The sequence below is a fragment of the Spirosoma luteum DSM 19990 genome (assembly GCF_000374065.1).
Taxonomy (GTDB): domain Bacteria; phylum Bacteroidota; class Bacteroidia; order Cytophagales; family Spirosomataceae; genus Spirosoma; species Spirosoma luteum.
This window is the reverse complement of sequence record NZ_KB893268.1, coordinates 33,845-58,854: the sequence shown is the minus strand read 5'-3', so window position 1 is coordinate 58,854 and position 25,010 is coordinate 33,845. Positions and strand designations below refer to the sequence as shown.

Annotated in this window: 22 protein-coding genes; 16 read left to right on the top strand and 6 right to left on the bottom strand. The window is 52.2% G+C overall.

Features of this window, described 5'->3' with window-relative positions; translation table 11 throughout:
• Positions 1-18: 18 nt before the first annotated feature.
• From B156_RS0118360 to B156_RS0118315, 10 genes are all read left to right on the top strand, one after another.
• Positions 19-1,551, top strand: a complete 1,533-nt coding sequence (locus B156_RS0118360) for a SusD/RagB family nutrient-binding outer membrane lipoprotein (RefSeq protein WP_018621237.1) — start codon at positions 19-21, stop codon at positions 1,549-1,551.
• Between the two features lie 147 nt (positions 1,552-1,698).
• On the top strand, positions 1,699-3,054 hold the full coding sequence (locus B156_RS0118355; protein ID WP_018621236.1) for an enolase C-terminal domain-like protein: 1,356 nt from the start codon (positions 1,699-1,701) through the stop codon (positions 3,052-3,054).
• Positions 3,055-3,162: 108 nt separating this feature from the next.
• Positions 3,163-4,395 (top strand): galactonate dehydratase, encoded by a 1,233-nt coding sequence (dgoD, locus tag B156_RS0118350; protein WP_018621235.1) that lies wholly within the window; start codon positions 3,163-3,165, stop codon positions 4,393-4,395.
• An 88-nt stretch (positions 4,396-4,483) separates the two neighbouring features.
• Positions 4,484-7,474, top strand: a complete 2,991-nt coding sequence (locus B156_RS0118345; protein ID WP_018621234.1) for a SusC/RagA family TonB-linked outer membrane protein — start codon at positions 4,484-4,486, stop codon at positions 7,472-7,474.
• Positions 7,475-7,493: 19 nt separating this feature from the next.
• Positions 7,494-8,966 carry a RagB/SusD family nutrient uptake outer membrane protein gene (locus tag B156_RS0118340; RefSeq protein WP_018621233.1) on the top strand — a complete coding sequence of 491 codons (1,473 nt, stop codon included), beginning with the start codon at positions 7,494-7,496 and terminating at the stop codon, positions 8,964-8,966.
• 65 nt (positions 8,967-9,031) lie between these two features.
• Positions 9,032-10,024: a hypothetical protein gene (locus B156_RS0118335; protein WP_018621232.1), complete on the top strand. Its 993-nt coding sequence runs from the start codon at positions 9,032-9,034 to the stop codon at positions 10,022-10,024.
• The gene (locus tag B156_RS0118330) at positions 10,021-12,246 is read left to right on the top strand and encodes an outer membrane protein assembly factor BamB family protein (protein WP_018621231.1); all 2,226 of its coding nucleotides are present in this window, start codon (positions 10,021-10,023) and stop codon (positions 12,244-12,246) included. Before B156_RS0118335 ends, B156_RS0118330 begins: the two co-directional genes overlap by 4 nt.
• Positions 12,247-12,257: 11 nt before the next feature.
• The gene (locus B156_RS0118325; RefSeq protein ID WP_018621230.1) at positions 12,258-13,289 is read left to right on the top strand and encodes a 2-dehydro-3-deoxygalactonokinase; all 1,032 of its coding nucleotides are present in this window, start codon (positions 12,258-12,260) and stop codon (positions 13,287-13,289) included.
• Positions 13,286-13,951 carry a bifunctional 4-hydroxy-2-oxoglutarate aldolase/2-dehydro-3-deoxy-phosphogluconate aldolase gene (locus B156_RS0118320; RefSeq protein ID WP_018621229.1) on the top strand — a complete coding sequence of 222 codons (666 nt, stop codon included), beginning with the start codon at positions 13,286-13,288 and terminating at the stop codon, positions 13,949-13,951. Before B156_RS0118325 ends, B156_RS0118320 begins: the two co-directional genes overlap by 4 nt.
• Positions 13,952-14,038: 87 nt before the next feature.
• On the top strand, positions 14,039-15,337 hold the full coding sequence (locus B156_RS0118315; protein ID WP_018621228.1) for an MFS transporter: 1,299 nt from the start codon (positions 14,039-14,041) through the stop codon (positions 15,335-15,337).
• Between the two features lie 161 nt (positions 15,338-15,498).
• On the opposite strand, the gene B156_RS0118310 is transcribed toward B156_RS0118315, so the two are convergent.
• Positions 15,499-17,046: a capsule assembly Wzi family protein gene (locus B156_RS0118310; RefSeq protein ID WP_018621227.1), complete on the bottom strand. Its 1,548-nt coding sequence runs from the start codon at positions 17,044-17,046 to the stop codon at positions 15,499-15,501.
• Between the two features lie 418 nt (positions 17,047-17,464).
• On the opposite strand from B156_RS0118310, the gene B156_RS31960 reads away from it, so the two are divergent.
• Entirely contained in the window at positions 17,465-17,611 is a 147-nt protein-coding gene (locus B156_RS31960) for a hypothetical protein (protein WP_157627093.1), read from the top strand.
• 82 nt (positions 17,612-17,693) lie between these two features.
• On the opposite strand, the gene B156_RS29425 is transcribed toward B156_RS31960, so the two are convergent.
• The 3 genes from B156_RS29425 to B156_RS0118295 all read right to left on the bottom strand — a co-directional run bounded on the left by B156_RS29425 (position 17,694) and on the right by B156_RS0118295 (position 19,183).
• Complete coding sequence (locus tag B156_RS29425) at positions 17,694-17,948, bottom strand: hypothetical protein (protein ID WP_018621226.1); 255 nt, start codon at positions 17,946-17,948, stop codon at positions 17,694-17,696.
• A gap of 432 nt (positions 17,949-18,380) precedes the next feature.
• The gene (locus B156_RS0118300) at positions 18,381-18,701 is read right to left on the bottom strand and encodes a hypothetical protein (RefSeq protein WP_018621225.1); all 321 of its coding nucleotides are present in this window, start codon (positions 18,699-18,701) and stop codon (positions 18,381-18,383) included.
• A 110-nt stretch (positions 18,702-18,811) separates the two neighbouring features.
• On the bottom strand, positions 18,812-19,183 hold the full coding sequence (locus B156_RS0118295) for a hypothetical protein (protein ID WP_018621224.1): 372 nt from the start codon (positions 19,181-19,183) through the stop codon (positions 18,812-18,814).
• A 454-nt stretch (positions 19,184-19,637) separates the two neighbouring features.
• Here B156_RS0118295 and B156_RS0118290 point away from each other — a divergent pair, with 454 nt between their 5' ends.
• From B156_RS0118290 to B156_RS0118270, 5 genes are all read left to right on the top strand, one after another.
• Positions 19,638-20,480: an endonuclease/exonuclease/phosphatase family protein gene (locus B156_RS0118290; RefSeq protein WP_018621223.1), complete on the top strand. Its 843-nt coding sequence runs from the start codon at positions 19,638-19,640 to the stop codon at positions 20,478-20,480.
• Between the two features lie 107 nt (positions 20,481-20,587).
• Positions 20,588-21,307: a DUF1361 domain-containing protein gene (locus tag B156_RS0118285; protein ID WP_018621222.1), complete on the top strand. Its 720-nt coding sequence runs from the start codon at positions 20,588-20,590 to the stop codon at positions 21,305-21,307.
• Positions 21,308-21,438: 131 nt separating this feature from the next.
• Positions 21,439-21,858: a diacylglycerol kinase family protein gene (locus tag B156_RS0118280; protein WP_018621221.1), complete on the top strand. Its 420-nt coding sequence runs from the start codon at positions 21,439-21,441 to the stop codon at positions 21,856-21,858.
• Between the two features lies 1 nt (position 21,859).
• A complete protein-coding gene (locus B156_RS0118275; protein WP_018621220.1) occupies positions 21,860-22,507 on the top strand; it encodes a hypothetical protein in 648 nt (215 codons plus the stop codon).
• A complete protein-coding gene (locus B156_RS0118270; protein WP_018621219.1) occupies positions 22,504-22,803 on the top strand; it encodes a winged helix-turn-helix domain-containing protein in 300 nt (99 codons plus the stop codon). Before B156_RS0118275 ends, B156_RS0118270 begins: the two co-directional genes overlap by 4 nt.
• Before the next feature lie 41 nt (positions 22,804-22,844).
• Here B156_RS0118270 and B156_RS0118265 read toward each other — a convergent pair whose 3' ends face one another.
• Together B156_RS0118265 and B156_RS0118260 are read right to left on the bottom strand one after the other, a co-directional pair.
• Positions 22,845-23,417 carry a DJ-1/PfpI family protein gene (locus B156_RS0118265; protein WP_018621218.1) on the bottom strand — a complete coding sequence of 191 codons (573 nt, stop codon included), beginning with the start codon at positions 23,415-23,417 and terminating at the stop codon, positions 22,845-22,847.
• A gap of 1,013 nt (positions 23,418-24,430) precedes the next feature.
• Positions 24,431-24,934, bottom strand: a complete 504-nt coding sequence (locus tag B156_RS0118260; RefSeq protein WP_018621217.1) for a hypothetical protein — start codon at positions 24,932-24,934, stop codon at positions 24,431-24,433.
• Positions 24,935-25,010 lie beyond the last annotated feature (76 nt).

Sequence of the window (25,010 nt, the reverse complement as noted above, 5' to 3'; positions counted from 1 at the left end):
ACACCCTACCTTAAAATCATGAAAACGAAACTAAATTATACCCTCATCCTACTGCTCTCACTGAGCCTGCTGACGGGTTGCGACAAGGGCTTCGATGAAGTCAATATCAACAAAGTAGACCCAACATCGCTGGCTCCGTCGCTGGTGCTGAATAAAGCGATTGTCAGTACAACCTACCTTGATGGGGGGTCTACGCTGGGCATGCTGACCTACACGTTTCCGATTGTGCAGCAAATCATTACGCCCTACGGCAGTTCATTGTCGGGCGGGAATTACAACCAGAACAATAACGGTAACACGCCCCTGGTCTGGACTAATTTCTACCGCAACGTAGTGAAGCAGTTGATTGCCGTACTGGACCAGACCAAAGGCGACCCACTCCAGGTAAACACCTATAACGCAGCCCGTATCTGGAAAGCCTACGCCTTCATGATTCTGACCGATACCTACGGTGATATTCCATACGTTGAAGCCGGTCAGGGGTACACAACCGAGATTATCACGCCCAAATACGACCCGCAGCAGGATATTTATAAAGATATCCTGAAGGAACTGGAGGAAGCATCGGCAGCACTCGACCCCAAGCAGCCTGCGGTTGTTACGGATATTCTGTACGGAGGTAATGTGGCCAACTGGAAAAAACTCGGCTATTCGTTTATGCTCCGGGCCGCCATGCGCCTGACCAAAGTGGATGGCACAACGGCGCAGGCTTACGTCAAGAAGGCCGTGGCGGGTGGGGTATTTCAGTCCAACGCAGACAACTCTACTATCCGGCACACGGCCATTTACAACAACTACATTGCCAACCACTTAGCGGCCCGCGAAAAAACCAATTTCTACCTCGCGGCTCCGTTTGTGAATTACCTGAAAGACAACAACGACCCCCGGCTGGCCGTGTTTGCGGTGCGTTATGTGGGGGCCAAGGGTGGACCGGAACAGGTACCGGCACGCGCTTCATCGGACCCGGCGGTGCAGATAGGCATGCCCGTGGGCTATAACGACGTAACGATAACGTCCACCTTCGCGGCAAATGGCGTGGCAAGTTTGTGGGATTATTCGCAGGTGAACCTGACAACGGTGCTGGCCCTGGACGCACCCGAATTCCATATTACCTACGCGCAGGTGCAGCTTCTGCTGGCCGAAGCAGCCGTGCGCGGCTGGGTGGCCGGTACGGCAGCTGACTATTTTGCAAAGGGCATTCGGGCCAATATGGAGCAGATGGCATCGTACAGAAGTCCGATTCCGGAAGCCGCCATAAAAGCCTACCTGGATGCCCATCCGCTGGATATGGGCAAAGCACTGGAACAAATCAACACGCAGTATTGGGTAGCGTCCTTTTTAGATGGCTCCGAAGCCTGGGCTAACTTCCGGCGTAGTGGCTTCCCCGCTCTGAAGAAAAACCCCTACCCCGGCTCCGAAATCAAAGGCGACTTCATCCGCCGGCTGCCCTACCCCGATAGTGAGATTGTGGTCAATTCGGCCCAGCTAAACGAGGCCGTCAAGCGGCAGGGACCCAATGACCTGGATACCCGCGTTTGGTGGGATAAATAGTAAAATGGTTTACGGTTTTTGGTTTACGATTTACGGTGGTTGACACGAATATCACTGACGTAAATCTGTCTCGTGCTTCAGCTATTCATGCGTTAGCCACCGTAAACCAAAAACCGTAAACCATAAACCTTAAACCAATTTATACACATGAATAAACCTGATTTCAACCGCCGTGACTCGTTAAAAATGCTGGGTCTGGGCGCATCGGCCGGGGCACTGAACCTGTTTGGCGGCCTCTCTACCGCCGAAGCGCGTGAACAGCAGGGCACACCCCAATACGCCAAAGGACTGGCTCCGGTCAAAATTAAAAGCGTGAAAGCCATTGCCACCGCTCCGCAGGGCTCCAACCTTATTGTGGTGAAAGTAGAAACCACCGAGCCGGGCCTGTACGGCTTAGGCTGCGCCACGTTTACACAGCGGGCAATGGCCGTTGTTACCGCTATCAACTCGTACCTCAATGATTTCTGCGCCGGGAAGGACGTGGACAACATCGAGGATATGTGGAATGGGGCGTATGTCAGCTCCTACTGGCGCAATGGTCCCGTGCTCAACAACGCCCTCAGCGGACTGGACCAGGCCTTATGGGACATCAAAGGCAAACGCGCCAACATGCCCGTTTATCAGTTGCTGGGGGGCAAATCCCGCTTTGCCATTCCGTGCTACACCCATGCCAACGGCAACACACCCGAAGCCGTTGCCGAGGATGTGAAGAAGATTATGGAGCGCGGTTTCCGGCACATCCGCATTCAACAGGGGGGCTACGGAGCTGTGGGAGCCACCGCCGACAAACCCGACTTCAAAGCGGCCAACTTTGGGGGCGAAACCGACAACTACATGAACGTACCGCTCTACCTAAAATCGGTACCGAAGATGTTCGAGGTGGTCCGGAAAGCGTGTGGCGACGAAGTTGAACTGCTCCACGACATCCACGAGCGGGTGCAGCCGATGGAAGCCATCAACATGATCAAGAAACTGGAAGACTACCGGCCTTTCTTCGTCGAAGACCCCTTCTCGCCCGAGAACATGGAGTGGTTCCGGCAACTGCGCCAGTCGACCACGGTGCCCATTGCCATGGGTGAGTTGTTCAACAACATTAACGAGTTTAAAGAGCCGATGGTGAACCGGCTGTTCGATTTTGTGCGCTGCCACGTCTCGCAGATTGGCGGCATTACGCCCGCCATGAAGATAGCCCGACTGGGCGAGTTCTTCAACGTCCGCACCGCCTGGCACGGCCCCGGCGACGTATCGCCGGTGGGGCACGCGGCCCACGCTCACATCGACCTGGTTGTGTGGAACTTTGGCATTCAGGAGGCCGTCAGCTTCTCCGACAAAATGCAGGAAGTTTTCAGCGGTTGCCCCACCATGAACAAGGGCTATATGTCGGTAAATGAAGTACCGGGCCTGGGCGTAGATATCAATGAAAAAGAAGCCGCCAAGTACCCCATCGGCACCAAATCCAACTGGCAGGTGCGGAAAATGGACGGCACGCTGATCAGACCTTAATTCGGTTTTTGGTTTACGGTTTTTAGTTAGCTGACGCGAGTCTACTAGTGCGTTAGCCGACTACAAACCGTAAACCAAAAACCGTAACCTATAAACCCTGAACCCTATATGAAATCGCCCAAACTTTCCCGGCGTTCCGCCATCCAATCCGTACTGGGGATGGCCGGTACGGGTCTGCTCCTGCCCGAATCATCCTATGCCGCCAACCCCGCCCCGTTTCGGGATTACAGCAAAGTAAAAATCACCAAGCTGGAAACCTTCCTGGTCAAACCGCGCTGGATCTTCCTGAAAATCCACACCGATGTGGGTGTGTACGGCCTGGGCGAACCCCTGCTCGAAGGGCGGGCACTCACCATCCAGACAGCCATAAAGGAAGTGGAGCCCTACCTGATTGGCAAAGACCCGCGAGCGGTAGTACACCACTGGCAGGCCATTTACCGACACGCCTTTTATCGGGGTGGCCCCATCCTGACCTCGGCGCTCAGCGGCATTGACCACGCGCTGTGGGACATCAAGGGTAAACTCCTCAATGTACCCGTCTATGAACTGCTGGGCGGCCCCACCCGCGACCGCGTTCGGGTGTACGGGCGCGCCAGCAACGCCGAACAAATCAAGCAGCAAAAGGCGCTGGGATTCACCGTTATCAAAACGGGCGTCGCGCATAAGAACCCGGCCAATATTGTCGAAAACCCCCAATTCATTAAGTACGCCATCGACAATTTTGCGTCGCTGCGGGAAGCCGGCGGCCCCGATATGGACATTGCCATTGATTTTCACGGCAATATTTCGCCCCAGACCGCGAAGGTGCTCATTAAGCAGTTGGAACCCTATCAACCCATGTTCGTGGAAGAGCCCTGCCAGGCGCAGAATGTGGATACCATGGTCGACATTGCGAAGGGTACCCACCTGCCTATTGCCACCGGCGAACGCATTTTTACGAAATGGGGCTTCCGCGAAATACTGGAGAAAGGTGCCGCCAGCATCGTTCAACCCGATCTGTGCCACGCGGGTGGTATTACGGAGGGTCGCATCATTGCGGGCATGGCCGAAGCCTATTACGTACCCATTGCGCCCCACAATCCCATGGGGCCCATCTCGCTGGCCGTCGGGCTTAACCTGGCAGCCAGCGTACCCAATTTTCTGGTTCAGGAGCAGGTCTCCTTGGGCGAAGGTTACCTCAAGAATCCGTTTAAGCTACAACCAGACGGTACAGTTCTCATTCCCAAAGGACCGGGCCTCGGCGTCGAACTGGACGAAGCCCTGATGAAAGATAAAATCGGCCACGACTGGAAAAACCCTGAGTCGTACAATGCACTGGATGGCTCGGTAGTGGATTGGTAAACGAACGTCAACCCAACTGCCTATGATTAACACCCGATAATGCACACTCCTGTCAATTCCTTACCAAACCAAAATACTCCTGATAATCATGAAAAACCCTGTAAAACTCGTTGTTCTGCTGCTGCTACTGGGCCAGAACTTCGCTTTTGCACAAACCAGTCGCATTACCGGAAAGGTAACCGGCCCCGACAATGAGGGGCTACCCGGCGTAAACGTGCAGGTGGAAGGCACCACTACCGGAACCGCTACCGATGCCGCCGGAAACTTCGTACTGAATGCTCCGGGTACGGCTTCGCTCATCTTCTCCAATATTGGGTATACCAGTCAAACGGTGCCGGTCAATGGGCGAACGGTTGTGAATGTGCAGTTGGCAGAGGACTTGAAAACGCTCAGCGAGGTAGTTGTGGTCGGTTACGGAACCCAAAGAAAAACCGACGTTACGGGCGCACTGACGGCTATTTCTACAAAAGAATTTGCCCAGCAGCCCATTACGCGCCTGGACCAGGTATTACAGGGTCGGGCGGCCGGTGTACAGGTAACGCAGGCCAACGGCGCACCGGGGGGCGATGCCCGCATCCGGGTGCGGGGAGCCAACTCCGTTTTGGGCGACAACAACCCGCTTTACGTGATTGATGGCTACGTGGGCGCCGATTTCAACTTCATAAACCCCAACGACATTGCCACGATTCAGGTACTGAAAGATGCGGCTTCAACGTCTATTTACGGTAGCCGGGGTGCCAATGGCGTGGTCATTATCACCACCAAACGCGGGGCGAAAGGCATTAAAGTGATGTACGAAGGACAGGCGAGTGTATCGAACGTTATCAAACGATACGATGTACTACCCGCCGGAGAGTTCGCGGAGATTGTGAATGCCCGCGCCACAGCTACTGGCTCAACTCCGCCCTTTACGGCAGCCCAGATAACCGACTACAGACAAAACGGCGGCACCGACTGGCAGGATTTGGTCTATCGAAAAGGCAGTGGCCAGCAGCATCAGGTAACGGTGTCGGGCGGCAGCGATAAATCGACGTTCCTGATTTCGGGAAACTACGTGGGGCAGAAGGGCATCGTTGAAAACAGCGACTTCAAACGGTACATTCTCCGTACCAACCTGACAACACAACTCAACGACAAACTAAGCCTGCGACTAAATCTGTCGGGGACAAAAACCCAGAATCATAACACTAACGGGGGCGGTGCGCTGATTCAGGTACTAGCCTGGGCCCCTACTACCCCCGCTTACGGGTCTGATGGACAGCCCACCTTTACGGACCCTACCGGTTCGGTATACCGGAATCCGCTGGATTTCCTCTACGACCAGTCTATCAATGCCGACCGGGCTACGTTTAACGTGATTGGTGGCCTGAATTACAAGCTGCCCATAAAAGGACTGTCTTTCGATGTGCAGTATGCCGTAAATTACCTGAACGCCCAGAACCTGAGCTTTACCGGCCAGCGACTCTCGAACAATAACCCCAACGCCAGCCGTTATTCGGCCGATTTGGTAACGCTGCAAAACACCAACAACCTGACCTACAACCTGACCGTTGGCAACCACTCCATTACGGCGGTGGGCGTGCTGGAAACGCAGCAATTCACCAACCGCAATTTTACCGCTACGGCCACCGGCCTGCGGTTTCCGCAGTTAGGTTTCGACAACATCGGCGGTAACTCGGCGGCTTCGGTCGCATCGGGTTATCAGAAATGGACGCTGCTCTCGCTGCTGGGCCGGGTCAACTACGCCTACAAAGACAGGTACCTGGTTACGGCTGCCGTTCGGCGGGATGGGTCGTCTAAATTCGGGCCGGATAATAAGTACAGCGTGTTCCCGTCGGTGGCCCTCGGCTGGCGGCTTTCGGAAGAGCCGTTCATCAAAGACCTCAACGTATTCAGCAACCTCAAGCTTCGGGGTAGCTGGGGCATGACGGGTAGCCAGGCTATCAACCCGTATGCCACGCTGTCGCCCTATAACACGGTGTTCGTAGCCTACAACAACACGGCGGCTGTGGCCGGTGTGAATCAGGGCAATCAGGGCAACCAAAACCTGAAGTGGGAAACCACCCGCCAAACGGACGTAGGGGTAGAAATGGAATTCATGAACGGACGAATTCACATCGAAGCCGACTATTTCAACAAAAACACCACCGACTTGCTGCTCAATGCGGCCCTGCCGAGTTATGCCGGTGGTGGCACCCAAACCCGGAACATCGGCGAGGTTGAAAACAAAGGGTTCGAGTTTACGCTGGGCGGCACGCCGGTTCGGAGCACTGATTTCCAGTGGGAAACCAACCTGAACCTCTCCACGCTGAAAAACAAGGTCATCAGTTTGGGCGGTCTGGCCCGGCTGGGTACGGGTACGGGCGTGGGGGCGGGTATGTCGACCACCAACGAGTTTATGCTCATGCCCGGCGAACCTCTCGGCTCGTACTGGGGGCTGAACTACCTGGGTACGTTCAAACCCGGTGAGGCCGACCTGGCCGCCAGATTTGGCCGCGTGCGGGGCGACCCGCACTACGAAGACCTCAACGGCGACAACTCGATTACGACCGACGATTTCAAGATTATTGGCCGGTCGTTCCCCAAACTGACCGGGGGCTGGAACAACACGTTTACCTACAAAGGGCTGACGCTGAACGTGTTCTTCAACGCCGTATTTGGGGTCGACAAGTTAAACTACACGCGGGCGGCAGCCCTGTCGGGTTCGGGCGATGCGCGGCAGTTTATCCTGTCCGAAATCCGGGATTATTACCGGCCCGGCAACGAAGCGTCGGATATACCCGCGTTTACCAGAACCTACCAGCCCTTCACCCAGTCCAGCCGCTTCATTGAAGACGGTAGTTTTGTCCGGTTGAAAAACGTGAGCCTGTCGTATAATCTCCCGACGGCGTTTATCAACAATAAAGGAACCATCCGGGTGTTTTTCAGCGCGACTAACCTGCTCACGTTTACCCGATACAAAGGCCCCGACCCGGAGTCGAGCAACGTTGGGTCAAACCTGGATACGGCCATTGGTATCGACTACGGCTCCTATCCGAACGCCAAAAACTACACCCTTGGCCTGAACTTAGGCTTCTAACTCCCAAAACGCCAAAAACATGAAAAAGATAGCGATAATTTTCCTGGCCGTTATGCTGGTAGCGAGCTGCAAAGGATACCTCGAAGAAGATACCACCGGGCTGCTGTACGGCCCCAACGTTCTGTCCACACAGGCCGGACTGGAATCCGCCCTGACGGGTTCCTACAAAGGGCTTGCCTCGCAGTGGTCGATGGGATTCATTCACCCCTCGGCCAATGCCGCTGTGCTGGGTGCCGATGACGTAACCACGCACCCAGCCAGTAACAAAGCCGACTGGCGCGAGTTCGACCAGTTCAACGTATCGACCACCAACCAGCGGTCGGGGGCGGTGTATAATGGCTGCTACAAGGCCATTCAGGGGGCCAATAACGTGATTAATAATTACGCAAAAACCGTTGGCACCAAAGCTACCATCGACATCATTGCGGGCGAAGCGTACTTTATCCGGGGCTTTTCGTACTACTGGCTGACCCGTTTTTACGGCAATATTCCGCTGGTGCTGTCGGGTGAGTATTCGGACAGTTTGCTGACCATCAAAAAATCGTCGCCCCAACAGGTCTATAACCTGATAGTGTCTGACTTGAAAAAGGCCGAAACCATGCTGCCCAATGCCAAGCGCGATCCGGGTCGGCCCAATGCCGGAGCAGCCAAAGCGTTTCTGGCGGATGTTTATCTGACGATGGCGGGCTGGCCCCTCAAGCAAACCGACAAGTATGACCTGGCTGCGGCCAAAGCCAAAGAAGTTATTGATAACAGTGCCCAATACGGGTTTCAGTTGTTACCCACCTTTGCGGCTGTCTTTGAAAATGACCCAGCCGTGTTGGGTACGCCCGAAGCCGTTTTTCAGATTAGTGGGTTTGCGGGCGGCAGCGGCACGGCCAATGCCACCTACGGCAATACAACCATGCCCGGCGAAGAAGGTGGCTGGGACGATATGTTTTCGGAACTTAATTTCTTTAAAAACTTTCCCGAAGGTCCCCGTAAAGACGCGACATTCCGCACGGAGTTTGGGCTGGGAGCCACCAAAATCCCCTGGCAGCAAAGCCTGACCCGGCACCCGTACTACAAGAAATGGTACATCAAAGGAAACGTGGTAACTTCCAGCAGTTCGCTGCCATCAGTAATGATGCGCTACCCCCACGTGCTGACCATTTATGCCGAAGCCAAAGCGAGGGGAACGGGCGGCCCCGACCAGGCTGCTTATGACGCACTGAACCAGGTTCGGCTGCGGGGTTTGCCCGCCGGAACGAAGGCTCTCTCCCCTGCTGACGGCCTGTCGGCTACCCAGTTTGCCGATGCCGTGGTGCAGGAACGGGCCTGGGAGTTTGCCTGCGAGCGCACCCGCTGGTTCGATTTGATCCGGCTGGAGCGCGTCGAAGCCGCCAATGCCGCCAAAAGCCCCGACGATTTACAACCAATCAAGCCCATCACAAAGGCAGATTACTGGTTTCCGCTGCCGTACACGGACACGTCGATTAACCCGAATCTCTGAATTAGCGAAATCAGACCTATAAGGTTTGAGAAACCTTATAGGTCTATTAAACTCCCTTTACACCGTTGAAAAAGGCACTTCCGGCAATACTCCTCGGTTTTGGGTTGTGTGGTCTAATACGCCCCACCGCCGAACCACCCCAAATCACGCTCTCCAACGGGCTGATTACCACTACGCTGTACCTGCCCGATACCGCGCAGGGGTATTACCGGGGTACGCGCTTCGACTGGGCAGGGGCGTTTAAAAACCTTGACTATAACGGGCATAGCTACATTGAGCAGTGGTTTCAACACTATGATCCTTTTTTCCACGATGCCATCAACGGCCCCGCCGAAGAGTTCACCCCCCTGGGCTTTGCCGAAGCTAGACCCGGTGATACGTTCGTAAAAATCGGCGTGGGTGCTCTGCGGAGAGCCAACGAGAAGCCGTATGCTTTTGCTACCGTGCATACCGTGGCCAACTATGGGAAACGGACAGTGAAAACGCAGAAGCATGCCCAGTTCACCGACGCGGTAACCTTTACGCATGCGTTGACCGACGCCAGCGGCTACGGGTACCAATACAGCAAAACTGTGAGATTGGTGAAGGGCAAACCCGAACTGGTATTGGAACACCGGCTGAAAAACACGGGGCAGAAGCCTATCGAAACCAGTGTTTATAATCACAATTTCTGGATAATCGACCAGCAACCCACCGGGCCAACCGTAGCCATCCGGTTTCCGTTTGCGGTAACGGGCGAGGGTAAAGGATTTGGCACGACCATTGTTGCCCAGAATAAAGCCCTGACCTATACCCGCAACCTGAATGAACGGGAGCAGGTGTACAGCGCGGGGTTACAGGGCTTCGGTCCAACAGTCGACTCGTATGACTTACGCATCGAAAACCTGAAAACCGGAGCCGGGATACACACCACCGGGGATCGTCCCCTGGAGAAATTAGTGTATTGGGCCTGCGCTACTACCTCCTGCCCGGAGCCGTACATTCACCTGAAAGCCAAGCCCGGTGAGGAAGTGACCTGGACAATCAAATACGAATTTTATCAGACTACTGCTCCATGAACCGAACAGTTTATCAACGCTGCTTTGCTGTTATCCTGCTGATTGGGGCGTTGGGACTGGTTTCCAGCTATGGGCCAGCCCCCGCCCGGGAGGACTGGCCAACGTACGGCGGTAACGCTGCCGGAAACCGGTATTCACCCCTGACCCAGATTAATACCCAAACCGTTAAAAACCTGCAACTGGCCTGGACGTTTGACACGGGCGAAAACAACGATTCGACCAAACGGGGTATGGATATTCAGTGCCAGCCCATTGTGGTCGATGGTGTCCTTTACGGCACTACGCCCCGCCATAAACTCTTTGCCGTTGATGCGGCTACGGGCAGGCGAATCTGGCAATTTGACCCGTTTTCCAACCCTGACAAACAACCCCGTTTTCACCCACTGCGGGGCGTAACGTACTGGAATGGTGGTGCGGATAAACGTATTCTGTATTCGTCCGGAGCTTCGCTTTATGCCGTGAATGCCCAGACGGGTGAATTAATCAACAGTTTTGGCCAAAACGGTGAAGTGGATTTGCACGAAGGGCTGGGCAATAAAGAAACGCTCGGCCATGATGTGAGTAACCTATCCATTCGCAATACGTCGCCGGGTGTGATTTATCAGGACCTGATTATCGTCGGTTCCAGCATGAACGAAGGGGGCGACGCGCCACCGGGCAACATCCGGGCCTTTAACGTTCGTACGGGCAAGCTAGCCTGGACGTTCCACACCATTCCGCTGCCGGGCGAGTATGGCTACGAAACCTGGATGAAAGACTCTTACAAAAAAATTGGCGGAGCCAACTGCTGGGCCGGTATGGTGGTCGACGAAAAACGGGGTATCGTCTTTGCCGGGACCGGCTCGCCTTCGGTCGATTTTTATGGCGGAGACCGGGCGGGTAAAAACCTGTTTGCCAACTGCCTGCTGGCCCTCGATGCCAAAACGGGCAAACGCATCTGGCATTTCCAGACTGTTCACCACGACCTCTGGGACCGGGATATTCCCTGCCCCCCCAACCTGCTCACCGTAAGCCACAATGGAAAGAAAGTTGATGCCGTAGCCCAGGCTACCAAAGATGGCTATGTGTTCGTGTTCGAGCGTGAGACGGGCAAACCGCTGTTTCCCATTCGCGAAATGGCGGCACCCACCTCCCCCGCCCTGCCCGGCGAAAAACCCTGGCCCACGCAACCCGTACCCGCCAAACCAGCCCCGTTTGCCTTTCAGCACCTCGATGAAAGAACCATTACCAGCCGCACACCCGAAGCACGGGCGTATGTGCTGGACCGGTTCAAAAACAGCCGACAGGGCAATAAATGGCTGCCCCCCAGTGAAGAAGGCTCCCTTATTTTTGGCGTAGGGGGCGGAGCCGAATGGGGTGGCACCGCTGCCGACCCGGAAGGCGTTTTTTACGTCAACGGCAACAACATGCTGTGGTGGCTCAAAATGCGAAACACACAGACACCGTCTGACGGTGTCGCGCTCACGCGGGGAGCCAGTTTGTTCAACACCAACTGTGCCGCATGTCATGCCATCAGCAAAGAGAACAAGGCCGTTGCCAGCACCAGTCAGGCGTATCCTAACCTCGCCAACGTGGGCAACCGCTTAGACCGAAGCCAGATTAACGCCCTGCTGACAACGGGTCGGGGCCGGATGCCGTCCTTCAGCCATCTTCCTAAGGATGACCGCGAAGCCATCGTTAACTTCCTGTTGCATACTGAGCCTGCCCGCCCAGTGCCTGCCGATATGCACCAGGCAACCAATACCCTTGACACGGCGCCAAACGCCGATTTTCCGTATGTTTCGCCCTATCTCAACAACGGCAACATCCAGTTTAGGGATCAGGACGGTTACCCGGCCATAAAACCACCCTGGGGCACGCTCAACGCCATCGACCTCAACACGGGCGAATACCGCTGGCAAGTATCCCTGGGCGAATACCCGGAGTTAGTCCAGAAAGGTCTGATGAATACCGGTACCGAGAATCATGGCGGACCGCTCGTTACGGCGGGCGGGTTACTTTTCATTGCTGCCACCTACGACCAGAAACTGCGTGCGTTTGACCGGAAAACGGGTAAAATAATCTGGGAACAGAAACTACCCGCCGGTGGGTTTGCTACGCCCATTACGTACAGCGTAGCTGGAAAACAGTACGTGGCTATTGCCTGCGGAGGCACCCGATACGGGCTAAAATCCGGTGGGTCGTATGTATCTTTTGCGCTTCCTTCATCATCCATCAACTGACAGTAAAAACAATGCAATACCCCGAAAACCGGATAACAAACCACCTGCTGTGCTGCGACTGGGGAACGTCATCGTTCCGGTTGCAGCTTATGGACCTGACCACGCACGTCTGCATGGGTGAAGTCCGGTCAGATATGGGTATATCGGCGATATTTGATGATTGGAAAACCGCTGCCAAACAGCAGGGTATTTCCCGGGACGGTTTTTTCATGCAGGTGCTGCAAAAGCACATCAGCCGCCTGGAAACGCAGCTATCGACTACTCTGACGGATGTGCCGGTGATGGTATCGGGTATGGCGTCGTCGTCCATTGGCATGGCCGAAGTACCGTATGCCACCCTGCCCTTCCCCACGGATGGCTGTCAGGCCAGTATGCAACGGTTCGAAAGCCGCCCCGGTTTCCGGCACGATTTGTTTCTAATTTCGGGCGTTCGCAGTGACCAGGATGTTATGCGGGGCGAGGAAACGCAGCTTATCGGCCTGATAAAATTGCTTGCCTTATCGGGCCATACTGTGCAGGATGCACGCTGCATTTTTCCGGGTACCCATTCCAAACATTTGTACATTCAGCATGAGAAGTTAGTACATTTTAAGACCTACATGACTGGTGAGATTTTTGATGTGATGCGCCGACACAGTATTTTAAAAGACTCGGTTGACTATTTTCCTTATTCCGACTTACCGGATACCGCTGTTAAAGCCTTTCAAGAAGGCGTTCGTCAAACAGCCTCATCGAATATTCTGAATACATTATTCAGCGTCAGAACCAATCAGTTATTTGACAAAATCAGTAAGGAAGAAAATGCCTTTTACCTGAGTGGCCTGCTGATTGGTACCGAATTAAACCAGCTTCAATCGACAAACGAATGCCCGCTCATTTTGTGCGGGGGCAGCAACTTGTCAGCCCTGTACGAACTCGCCATCAGCGAACTCCACCTTACCCACCGTACCCACACCGCCCCCGCCGATCTGGTTGATCGGGCGGCCAGCATGGGGCAACTACTCCTGTTTCAGCAACAGCTTATCAAACAACCAACCGAATGAGTGATTCTGCCTTCTCGTGGCCTTTATTTTATAAAATGCCTATTGTGGGCATAATCCGGCATGTTTCGGCCGCAGATGTCAGCCAGATACTACCCGTTTATCAGGCAGCGGGGTTAACTACCATAGAGATAACCATGAACACCCCCGGTGCCGAAAGCATGATTCGGGCGGCCCGCCAGCAATACCCCAACACGCTGAATGTTGGCGCAGGCACCGTCTGCTCCGAAGCCGATTTGAACCTGGCCTTAGCGGCTGGGGCTCAGTTTATCGTTACGCCGGTTATTAATAAAAAAGTACTGAAAACCTGCGTAAAAAAAGACATCCCTATTTTCCCCGGTGCCTTTACCCCTTCCGAAATTTATAAAGCCTGGTCGCTGGGGGCAAGTATGGTAAAAGTATTTCCAACTACCCAGCTCGGCCCCGGCTATATTCGGGATATAAAAGCGCCCCTGAATCAGATTAAACTACTGCCAACGGGTGGTATTACGCGACAAAACATGGGCGATTTTCTGACCGCCGGTGCCGATGGTTTCGGCATTGGCAGTCATCTTTTTGACAAGCAGTTAATTGACGAAAAAAACTGGGATGGGCTGAAAAATCATTTCGTAGGATTCATAGAAAAATTTCAGGTTTTTGTCCTTCCGGGGAACGATGAATCTTGAGTTAACAGGCTGGCGATTCTTTCTTTCCCGGAAGGACAAAAGCGGAATGATGAAAACCCAAATAGAAGCCCCTAAACCTTAGCTAGCATGACCACCTCACAGGCCCCTAAAACTACCACCACCGGCATCTACCGCTGGGGTATTGTGGTGCTATTATTTACGGCCACGACCATCAACTACCTCGACCGGCAGATTATTGGCCTGCTCAAGCCCCTGCTGGAAATTGAGTTTAGCTGGACCGAAAGCGACTTTGCCCGGATTGTCATTGCCTTTACGGCGGCTTATGCAGTGGGCTTGCTGGTGATGGGCTGGTTTGTGGATAAAGTAGGCACCAAAATTGGGTACGCCGTTACGATTGTCTGGTGGAGTGTGGCGGGTATGCTGCACGCCCTGGCCCGCTCAGCTTTTGGGTTTGGCGTGGCCCGCGTGGGGCTTGGTTTGGGCGAAGCCGGTAACTACCCGGCCGCGGTAAAAACCGTGGCCGAATGGTTTCCGCAGAAAGAGCGGGCGCTGGCTACGGGACTATTCAACGCTGGTACCAGCGTGGGGGTGGTGGTCGCCCTGCTCATCGTACCCTGGATTTTGAGCCAGTACGGGTGGCAGGAAGTGTTTTGGATTACGGGGGCGCTGGGCTTCGTGTGGCTTATTTTCTGGATCATCTTTTACGATGTTCCGGCCCGCCAAAAGCGGCTTGGTGCCGCCGAACTCACGTACATTACTGCTGGTCGTGATCCGGTTGAATCGGCCACCACTGTTCGCTGGACCCAGCTCTTTCGATACCCCCAAACGTGGGCTTTAATCGTGGGCAAGGGCCTTATCGACCCCATCTACTGGTTTTTCCTATTCTGGTTGCCCTCGTATTTTGCGTCGACCTTTAACCTTGACCTGAAAAAGCCGAGTCTGGAACTGATGCTGATTTATCTGGCTACCACCGTGGGCAGCATTGGTGGGGGGTATGTCTCCTCGCAATTAATCCGGCGGGGCTGGCGGGTGCTGCGAGCCCGCAAAACGGTATTACTGGGCATTGCCCTGCTGGAAATTTCGGTGATAAGCATTCAATTTGTTACGGACGTATGGGTGGCCGTGGGCCTGATTAGCCTGGCCGTAGCCCTGCACCAGGCGTGGGCCACGAATATTTTCACGCTGGCCTCCGACTTGTTTCCCCGGCAAACGGTGAGTTCGGTCGTAGGCATTGCCGGCATGGCTGGCTCTGTTGGCGGTATTTTCTTTCCCCTGCTGGTTGGCACCTTACTCGACAACTACAAGGCTGTCGGTAATCTGACTGGTGGCTACAACGTGCTGTTCACCGTTTGCGGCTGTACCTACCTGACGGCCTGGCTACTCATTCACAGCCTGACGCGCCGGGATCGGCCAGTGGCTACTTAACCGGGGTGTATACTAGGTAGCAAGTCTGCCCTGCCCGGGTAAATTGATAGCCGTTATCACGCTAAAGAGATGGCAGTGCCCGGCAGAAACGGTAGCATAACAGGGCGGATGTACTTTTGATGGCCACGGAAGTCCGGACAGCCTTACTCCATCAGACTGTGTCAGTAAGATAGGGTTTTACGGATGCTGAAATAGCCGCCCGATGATTTGTTAAGTAATTCACCCGTATCCAGTGCCAGGGACGTTTGGAGCTGGACCTGGCCCAGAGCGGGTAACTTTACTGGAGTCATCATTTGCAGCAAGGCTGAAAACTGATTGGTTTCGGCGGGATAGGGAGTTTCATAGGTGCCGAAATTCTGACTATAGGATACTTTGGTTAGCCATTGTACCTGCCTGGCAATCCGACCCGATAAGCCAACATGCCACAGCGACACCCTCGTGTTAGCAATAGGATAGCCAACTGGCAAATTAGGGTTCACTTCAGCCTGGGGAGTCAGAAAAGGAGTGCCAATGACCCGGCCGTAATATTGCCAGCCATCAATGAACTGCTCGTTATTAAAATAATTGACTTTCCCACGGCCAAAAGGATCATTTTCAATAAACCCCGACCCGCCCTGATTTTTTGTATAAAGCCATTCCAGAACGGCACCGTCTACGGTAAACCACCCCTTACCAGGCTGATTCCGCCGAAAACTAAGCCCGTTGAGTCCATCAGCCAGGGTTGTCAGATAAAACAACGCACCCGTTTCATAAGGATTCTGACGATATAACATGAACTTGCCTATTGGCAACTTAATCGAAGCGCCAATATCTATCGTACCCAGGTGATTACCGATGCGATTGGTCCCGTCAAAGAACGAAACGTTCGGGTCTGTTTCCAGAGAGGAAGCGGTGCGGGCCGTAACCGCATAAAAATAGGCCATCAACGAAGAAGGTAATAACCCGTTGTTTGAAACCCCATTATCTAATGCCGACGAATAGCCACCCCATACAACCGAATGATTGAGTCCACCATACAATTTTACGGGCCATTTGGGCTTACCGAGTTGTACATACAGCGCGGCCTGGTGTAAACGGGTGTCGATAACCCGTTTATTGACATTTTCGAACCAGCCATGATTGTACAGGGCGTTGAACGAAATAAGCCCTTTCGTAAAGGGCACCGGGACGTAGCCGAGCGTGCCGAGCTGCACTTTAGGGATAGGCAGCGCGTTCCCGGACCAGGAAAAGGAACCCGATGTAAGCATTGTATCGACCAGACCGATTTGATCGCGCCGACGGCCGGCATAAAGTTCAAATCGCCCCCATCTTGCCTTTAAATAGGCTTCGGGAACTAGAAATTGACTCTGTTGACCTGCATTCCCAACCAGCTCCAGGCCGTATCCCCAGTCCACTTTTTTGGGCTTAGCCAAACTGTCTGTTGGATTTACCTGTCGGTAGGCGCCGGAAAAGCCTATCCGGACCGTCCCCGTTGAACCCGCTAACGGGACAATTCCCGACTGATTGGCCCGCAACCAAAATGGCATTGGTCCGCTCACAACGAAGCCTCCGGCTTCTATATATACATTTTCAGGCTTGCCGGATCGAACCGTAGTCTGAGCCTGTCCGGTTACCGAAAAGAATAGCATCAACCAAAGCACTGAAAACAGTGCAAAAGGATTAATCAACTTGGTTTTTCTGTTTTCGTTTAGTCGGTAAATTTTTGTCATAAAGGTCACTTTCCTGGATTGTGTCGATGATTATCAATCGACGGCACTGTGTAAAGTTATTACTCTAGACTAAAAGAGAGCTATAGGGACACAGCAGGTTGTAAAAATAGTTAACCTACCGTTACCCTTATTTCACCAAATTTCGATGCGGCACTAATTGTGCCGCATCGAAATTTAGACTAGCTGGGTTCCCCGATTTCTCTACATCTACCATTTAAAAAGTACGGGGAAGGTTACCACCGGTTGGCTTGCGTTAGATGGCAGGAGTTAACGGGCCACAGGAATGAGCCGCTTGTCACTACTTACCTACCCCGCTGAAAATTACCACTGGGCGGTGATTTTCGATTCAACGGTAATTTGCTCGTTCTCGTGCGACAGTCTACTTATCGGAATATTCCTGAAGTAGGAACATTAACCTGTGTCAAGTGACCGACACGCGGGTAAACTCACCAGGCAAACAAAGAAGCGGTTTGGTACTATTCGGCTTCGGGTGGCCGGGGCGCATGAGGGTATATATCCGAAAGTGCGGAGTTTCGTCCGGTCGTTTTGGCAGGAGCTCCACTAACTGCTATAGGGAGCGCTTTGACCAGCTAATTATTTAGTATACAGAAAAATGCACCCTTATATTGTCGTATCGATTTTGTCGTTCATCGGACTATTTCCTGAACGACAATACGCGTATTGGCCAATTCATCATCGATGGAAATTGCACAGGCCAACTCTCTTACTCCATCAATCGTTACCAGGCACGTGCCGCAACTACCCATGCCGCTGCACAACCCGAAACCGGAAATTCCCAGGTAATCCGAAATCAGGCCCATCAGGGAGTAATAGCGGTTTTTGGAGGTCTGCACCTGTACTTCTTCGTTTTTGTAGACCAGCGTAAAAAGGATTGAATTCATGTCTGCCGCAGATGAGTTACGACGTAAAGAAATGACAGAACTACCGGCTTTTACCCTACTGCGCTCGCGCTCAGGCCAGTCACTCACCCCTTATAATGAGTACAAATCATACGCTTATAAAAGAGTATCTTTTCTAGCGACCCTGGAAAACTGTCGAAAAAATCGGGGAGTTTAGTCCCTGAGACGGTGAATTTATGGGTTACAAGTCAGTAGAGTTGATAGCCAGCAATTGGAATCTCAGCGGGTAAATCACTAAAAATCAAATAGCCAACTAACAGGGTAAAGCAGCACTCTACCCTGTTGGTTGGCTACCGTGTCAAAAACCACAATTCAAGCCAGGAAAATGCCCTACTCCAGTGTACGTCCGTCAATTTCTGTTATTTCTAGCTTGGTCGAAATGACAGAACAAACATAAAACGGATAATCAGGGACTTACGTTAAGCAAAAAATGCTGGGCCGTTGCAGACTTCCCTTTACCTGCCAACTGGCATCCCGCCGACGAAGAGCCTGGGAAATGGTAATGATCTGCTCATCGACATTACCCTGCTCATTGATGCCAGCTTCCGTGTAATGGTGGTGCTGCTGGCCGGGCTCCCACTCAAACAACTCCGTTTTGGCATCATAAATGCCAATGGGAATCCGCCCTTTACTGGTTGAAATAGTTTGTAAAACAGACCGGGCTTCTGAAATGGTCTGACAAATAATGTGCTGATGCCGCTCTTTGAGCAGGTATAAAACTGAAAAACGATTCATGATGATAATGGGTATGACCGTGCTTTCTTTTTTCGGGTAGGTGAAACCAGCGGAACAAAGCGTTCGTCCTGGCAAAAGCAGGTTTGTGTTGATGTACGTTAAGGGAAGCGTTAGACCTCGAACTGTAGTGAACGAAACCGCTCAATGCCGATTTCGTCCGCCCGCCCAACCGACCGCTTACCGGCCTGACGTTGCGTTGAGCCAGCAGACTGGCCAAGGCTGTTGCTTAGCTGAGCGAGTCGCAGGATAATTTCATCTAGTTCCCGTTCGACCTCAATCATCGTTTCGGCGGTTAGTTCCAGTGGCTGGAGCGAGTCCGGCTGAGCGGTAGGCATCCAGTTGCTGCCATAAGGCATTCCCTGACGGGTGAGGGCCTCAAATACTCCGGCATGTTGTTCGATAAAGGAAGAAACCCGCTCGCGGAGCGAGGTCCGCTTATTCGATGAAGTGAATTGATTTATATAAGTGCTTGTACGTTCCATTACTTTCAGGTTGTTTGTTATCCGTGCTTCAGCGTCTTCCTTCAACAGGAGTAGGCTAATGCTGAAACAGTTTCTGCCAACTACGCCCTATCGGTTGATTCCGTTGCCGGTTGTTGACTGATTGATGAGAAAACGGGTGAAGCCTACATTTAGTTTGAGAATTTTATCAAAATATAACTAAACTAAGTAAAGTTCAACTAATCATGCAAGCGTTTTATATAAAAAGTACTATTTTTATGGCAATTTTATAATTTTTCTATAGTAAAATAAGTATGCGTAGACAGTTTTTGAACTTTATCAAGTTCGATGAATTATCTATTTTATTGCATTCATTATATTTGTGGCGCACGAAAAATATTCTGGGCTATTGCCAAAACAGGGCGAGTGCCCGGAGATTTTGCCATCGTCTGTTTCGTCAAGATGAACGTATCCTGACCTTATACCCCCTACTCCTATGCGCTTACTAGTACTTCTTTTGCTGGGTAACATGCTCATAATCCATACCAGCATTGCCCAAACTGCCGCCCCTATGGTTGTTGCGACCTACAATCTTCGCTATAATAATAAGGGCGATGGAATCAATGCCTGGCCCAATAGGAAAGACCAGGTAAAAGCCCTGATCCAGTTTCACGAATTTGACCTGTTTGGCACCCAGGAAGCACTGCGCGACCAGTTAAACGATGTCGACGAATTAAAGGAATTCGCCTTTCTGGGCGCTGGTCGGGATGATGGCAAAGAAGCCGGGGAGCATTCGGCCATTTTCTACAAAAAAGATCGGTTCAAGGTGCTTGACTCCGGTAATTTCTGGCTGAGTGAAACGCCCGACAAACCTGGTAAAGGCTGGGATGCTACCTGTTGCAACCGCATCTGTTCGTGGGCTAAGTTCAGCGACATGACAACCAAAAAAGAGTTTTTCTTTTTCAGCGTTCACTTCGATCATCAGGGCGTAGAAGCCCGTCGGCAATCAGGAAAACTGATGGCGGCAAAGATTAAGGAAATTGCCAAAAATGCGCCGGTCATTCTCACCGGTGATTTTAACTCCACGCCCGAAACGGAGCAAATCCAGACGATACAAACGCTCCTGAACGATGCCCACGCCGTCACTAAAACTCCCCCCTACGGCCCGGAAGGCACATTTAACGCCTTCAAATTCGATGCTCCCATGGATAAACGCATCGACTATATCTTTGTCAGCAAACAGTTCGACGTACTGAAATACGGCGTACTGACCGACGCCAAAGACCAGCGGTACCCCTCTGACCATCAGCCAGTAATGACAAAACTTGTGCTGAACTGACACCCGGCTAACCGATTACTACCCAAGTCAGAAGAAAAATAGTTTTGCCTGTCTATTGATGGATTGACTTTTGATGTGCTTACTTTGCAAGTCAAAGTACTTTTATTATGGAATTATTCATAAAGTCTGCCTATACATTGCCCCGGGGTGGTCAGTCCGGCCGGGGGCTACACGCGCTGATCCTGTTGACCATTGCCGGATTAACGTTAGTGACTACCCGAGGGCTGCTAACGGGAAACTGGTGGTTTTTCATTATGCTGACCTGGAACCTGACGCTCGCGTGGTTTCCACTGGGTGTTGTGTTGGTACTCCGCGATTTACGGGCGGCCAGCGATGCCCCGGCCGGGTTTCGAAACCGATGGTTGCTCATTGCTGGTTTAGCGCTCTGGCTCGTATTTCTACCTAATGCCCCTTATATCATCACCGATTTGTACCACATCAAACACGTGGACAGCCCCTTGCTGTGGTTCGATACCATGACCATATTCCTGTTTGCGCTGACGGGGCTGCTAACCGGTCTGTATTCTATCCTGATCGTGCACCGGATGCTTCGGCCATTGCTTGGTCAGTGGCGTACCTGGGGTTTGCTGATTGTCAGTCAGTTTTTGTCAGGGTTTGGTATTTATCTGGGGCGCATGGGCCGCTGGAACAGTTGGGATATCATCACCAGTCCTTCCGCGCTGGCATCGGCCATTGCGCGTACTTACCACGACCATCTGAGCATAAAACTAACACTGGCCTACGGCTTTGTGCTGCTGGTACTGTACGTGGCGTTTTACTGGTACGTCGAAAACGAACGTACGCCTGATGTAAAATCATCCCTATAAATCAGGCTCCTGTCTCCTTCTCCGGCGCACCGGTCCGCATCCGAGCGTGTAAACCGAGTGTTTCATCCGAACGTGAACGGTCCGGAACACAAAAAAGCAGATCCTAAACAGGTCCATCGTATGTTTGCCAAATGATTGATTTCCGAAAAGTAGGGCGTAGTTTCCGATTTGCCGGGCAGGGTATCCTGGATTTATTCCGTTTCGAAAATAACGCCAAAGTGCATCTGCTGATAGCGGTTCTGGTAACAGTAGCCGGTTTCTATTTACAGCTTAGCCGGGTGGAATGGGCCATCATCCTGACGCAGGTTGGGCTGGTCTGGGCGGCTGAGGCTTTTAACACCGCCATTGAGAAACTGTGTGATTATGTTTCGCCGGGCATTCACCCGCAAATTAAAGCCATCAAGGATATGGCCTCGGGGGCCGTGTTGATACTGGCTATCGCTGCGGTTATAGTGGGCCTTATTATCTTCGGCGGACGACTACTAACTATCACGCACTTATTCACTCTTTCGCTCCGCTTCGGCGAACCGATTTACTATTTCGCTACTTAACATGCACGAATCCCGCGAACACCTGCAAACGCTGACGGAAATCCGCAGCCTGATGGAGCGCTCTTCCAAGTTCCTGTCACTGAGTGGCCTCTCCGGTGTATCGGCGGGTCTGATTGCACTGAGCGGAGCCACCGTTGTGTACACGCGACTGCGAACCGGGTTGTTTACGATTCTCCATGCCGACCCGGAAGCTACTTACACTGGAACAAACCAGCAGGATACACAGCAGTTTCTGGTCACTGTAGCTGTTATTATACTCGTTTTGGCCCTGCTGGCCGGTACCTACTTCACGGTGCGTAAAGCCCGGCGGCAGGGACTTGGCGTTTGGAACCAGTCGTCCAGACGACTCCTGTGGGCCATGGCCGTTCCGCTGGCCACGGGGGGCGTGTTCTGCCTGGCACTGCTGCATTACAACCTGATTTGGCTCGCCTTTCCGGCTACGCTTATTTTTTACGGAATGGCCCTGCTCAACGGGAGCAAATACACCCTGCGCGACGTGGAGTCGCTGGCCTACTGCGAAATTGGGCTGGGATTAATTTCGCTGTTCTGGCCGGGGTATAACCTGCTCACCTGGGCTATTGGGTTTGGGGTACTGCACATCATGTATGGGTTAGCCATGTACTACAAATACGAACGGACTACGGCATGAAGAACGATTTGCTGGCACAGTTCAATAAAGCCTTTGAAAGCAAGGCACGGCTCAGCATCATGTCGGTTCTGATGGTCAACGACTCCCTGAGTTTCAGCGCCCTGAAAGAACTGCTTGGTTTGACCGACGGCAACCTGGCCACGCACCTGCGGGCACTGGAAGAGTCGGGCTACGTAGCGGTGCAGAAACAGTTCGTCGGGCGGAAACCCAATACCACTTACTCAGCCACTCAACCGGGTCAGCAAGCCTTCGCCGACCACCTGAATGCGCTGGAGGAGTTTATCCGGACTATGTAAGACCCGGATAAACTCCTCCAGCGCAGGTAGTTATCTTCTTTTTACCGACTCTCCACCAGTTCCGCTTCCCGGAGACAGGCAAATACTTCCCGGTAAAATTCGGGGTGCGATTGCCAGGTTTGGCCCGTTACTATGTTTCGGTCTCGGATGGCTTCCTGAGTTGAATAGGTGCCACCACCCATTTCAATTTCGGTGCGGACGTGTTCGTAGGCGGTCAGGTTTCGACCCTTAGCCAGGCCCGCCGTGACCAGAATCTGAATACCGTGACAAATGGCAAAAACCCACTTTCCCTGCCGGTCGAACTCGCGGACTACATCCAGCAACGCAGCATGGTTACGCAGGTACTCGGGGGCACGTCCGCCCAGCAGCAGAATGGCGTCGTACTCATCTACCACCACGTCCTGTATGGTCATATCTGCCGCCAGACAGTAGCCGGGCCGTTCGATGTACGTATCCCAGCCGAGCTCGAAATCGTGCATCACCAGATTGAGTCGGCGTTTGCTGGGAGCAGCAATCACGGCCATATCCCCTTCTTCCTGAAAGCGGTGAACGGCATAAAGGGTTTCATAACTTTCGCCACCATCACCGGTGACAATCAAAATTTTTCGATTCATGGATGTAAGGGTTCAAACAAGCGTATGGCTGTCACCAGGATGGGCGAATTACCACCGAAACAAAGCGGGTTTATGTGTAGTCTCTTTAGCTATTTTCCTGAGAAGGTAGTTCACGAGAACGAATAAGACTTCGAATACCAGTGTCATAGTGTTCTTTGGATACGGTGAAATGGTGACCGCCTTAACAACTTCGTAGCTATTCACCAAAGCCTACTTTCCTGATAGTTTACCCAATTCAGGCATGCATTTTATCGCAATTGTTTCGGGAATGGAAACCCGAAGTTACTCTTGCGAGCTACACGCGCTGAGAGCAGACAATCTGGACTTTGCATTGTTTTTGAGCGATTTACGTATCTACTTATTGTAATTCTCCCAACGCCAGCGACGGACGATGGGCCGTAAGTGATTGCCCTGAACATTGGTAGCTTTCGCCCTTTTCGTCCTCGCCCTGTTGGGTGCCTACTGCGCAAACTCTCCCGGTGCCCTGCCAGACTCTATACGCATATGCAGGCTGGTACGACTTACCAACTACCCTGCAAGATTCACTCGCTAACTGAGCAATAAGCTATGAATAACCCTCACGTACCCATTGCGAACTTACCCGCCTATAGCATGGATAAGGAGAGTAACAACACCCTATCCTACATATTCTGTGATAATATAGCGTTTAACTCGTTTGTGGAGTTGCTTCTTTACAGTAGGACTGCCCGATTCTGAGCAGATAAGGGATTTGTGGGAGGAAGTGGAAGATTTAGGTTAGGCATGAAAAAGCCCTTGCTTGATGGGTATGGGCTTTTTTTCGGTTGATTAATTAGGCTTTACGCTACATACTCACCACAAAATAAAAAGTAGTCAAATAGCTACTTTTACTGTCCTATAGGAAGCAAAGCGCAAAGCAATGTAGAGAGCAAGAATTAAGTCACAAGGCAAAGTTCACCTATCTGTTAACTGATGTTTGAAGTTGTTCAAAAATGCTCGATATTTAGGGTGTTAGTTTTAACTAAATATCGCACTTATGGCCTTTTTTGCTGATGAACTCCAATGTTACGTAATGGGACTTTTGCAGGGGGTGGCGGTATTCTGGATTTGGAAAATTCGTTCTTTAAAACTTCAAGCTGTTGATGAAGTTGCTTCACGGTGGATGATAGCAATGCTAGTTCTTTATCTCTTTCTTGGTTTCTTGAATCATAGTACCATGCCTGAGTGAAAGGTATTAGGATTGCCAGTACGGACACAAATAAGGTTTTTTTGTTGGCTTTTCTTGCTTCATGCTCAGCAACTTTTGCCCTTTCCTCTGCTTTCTCCGTTCGCTCATTAGCCTTTGTTAATTCCCCTGTTACGCGTGTTAATTCAGATTGTATTGGTTCCAATGCTTCAACAATTGACAACGCTATAGGCTTCAATTTTGAAGAATCTGGAGTTGTAAACTCAATGGGTTTGTATAAAGAATGTGATAAACCAAAGTCCATTTTCCCTAATTCAGAAAGTTGCTCTATTGTAGACTTCTTTTTTGCCATGTCGCTTCATTTTTACACCCTGCCCCACAACTCCCCTGCCGGATTTACTCCGCATATAAACAAAAGCGGCCAACCC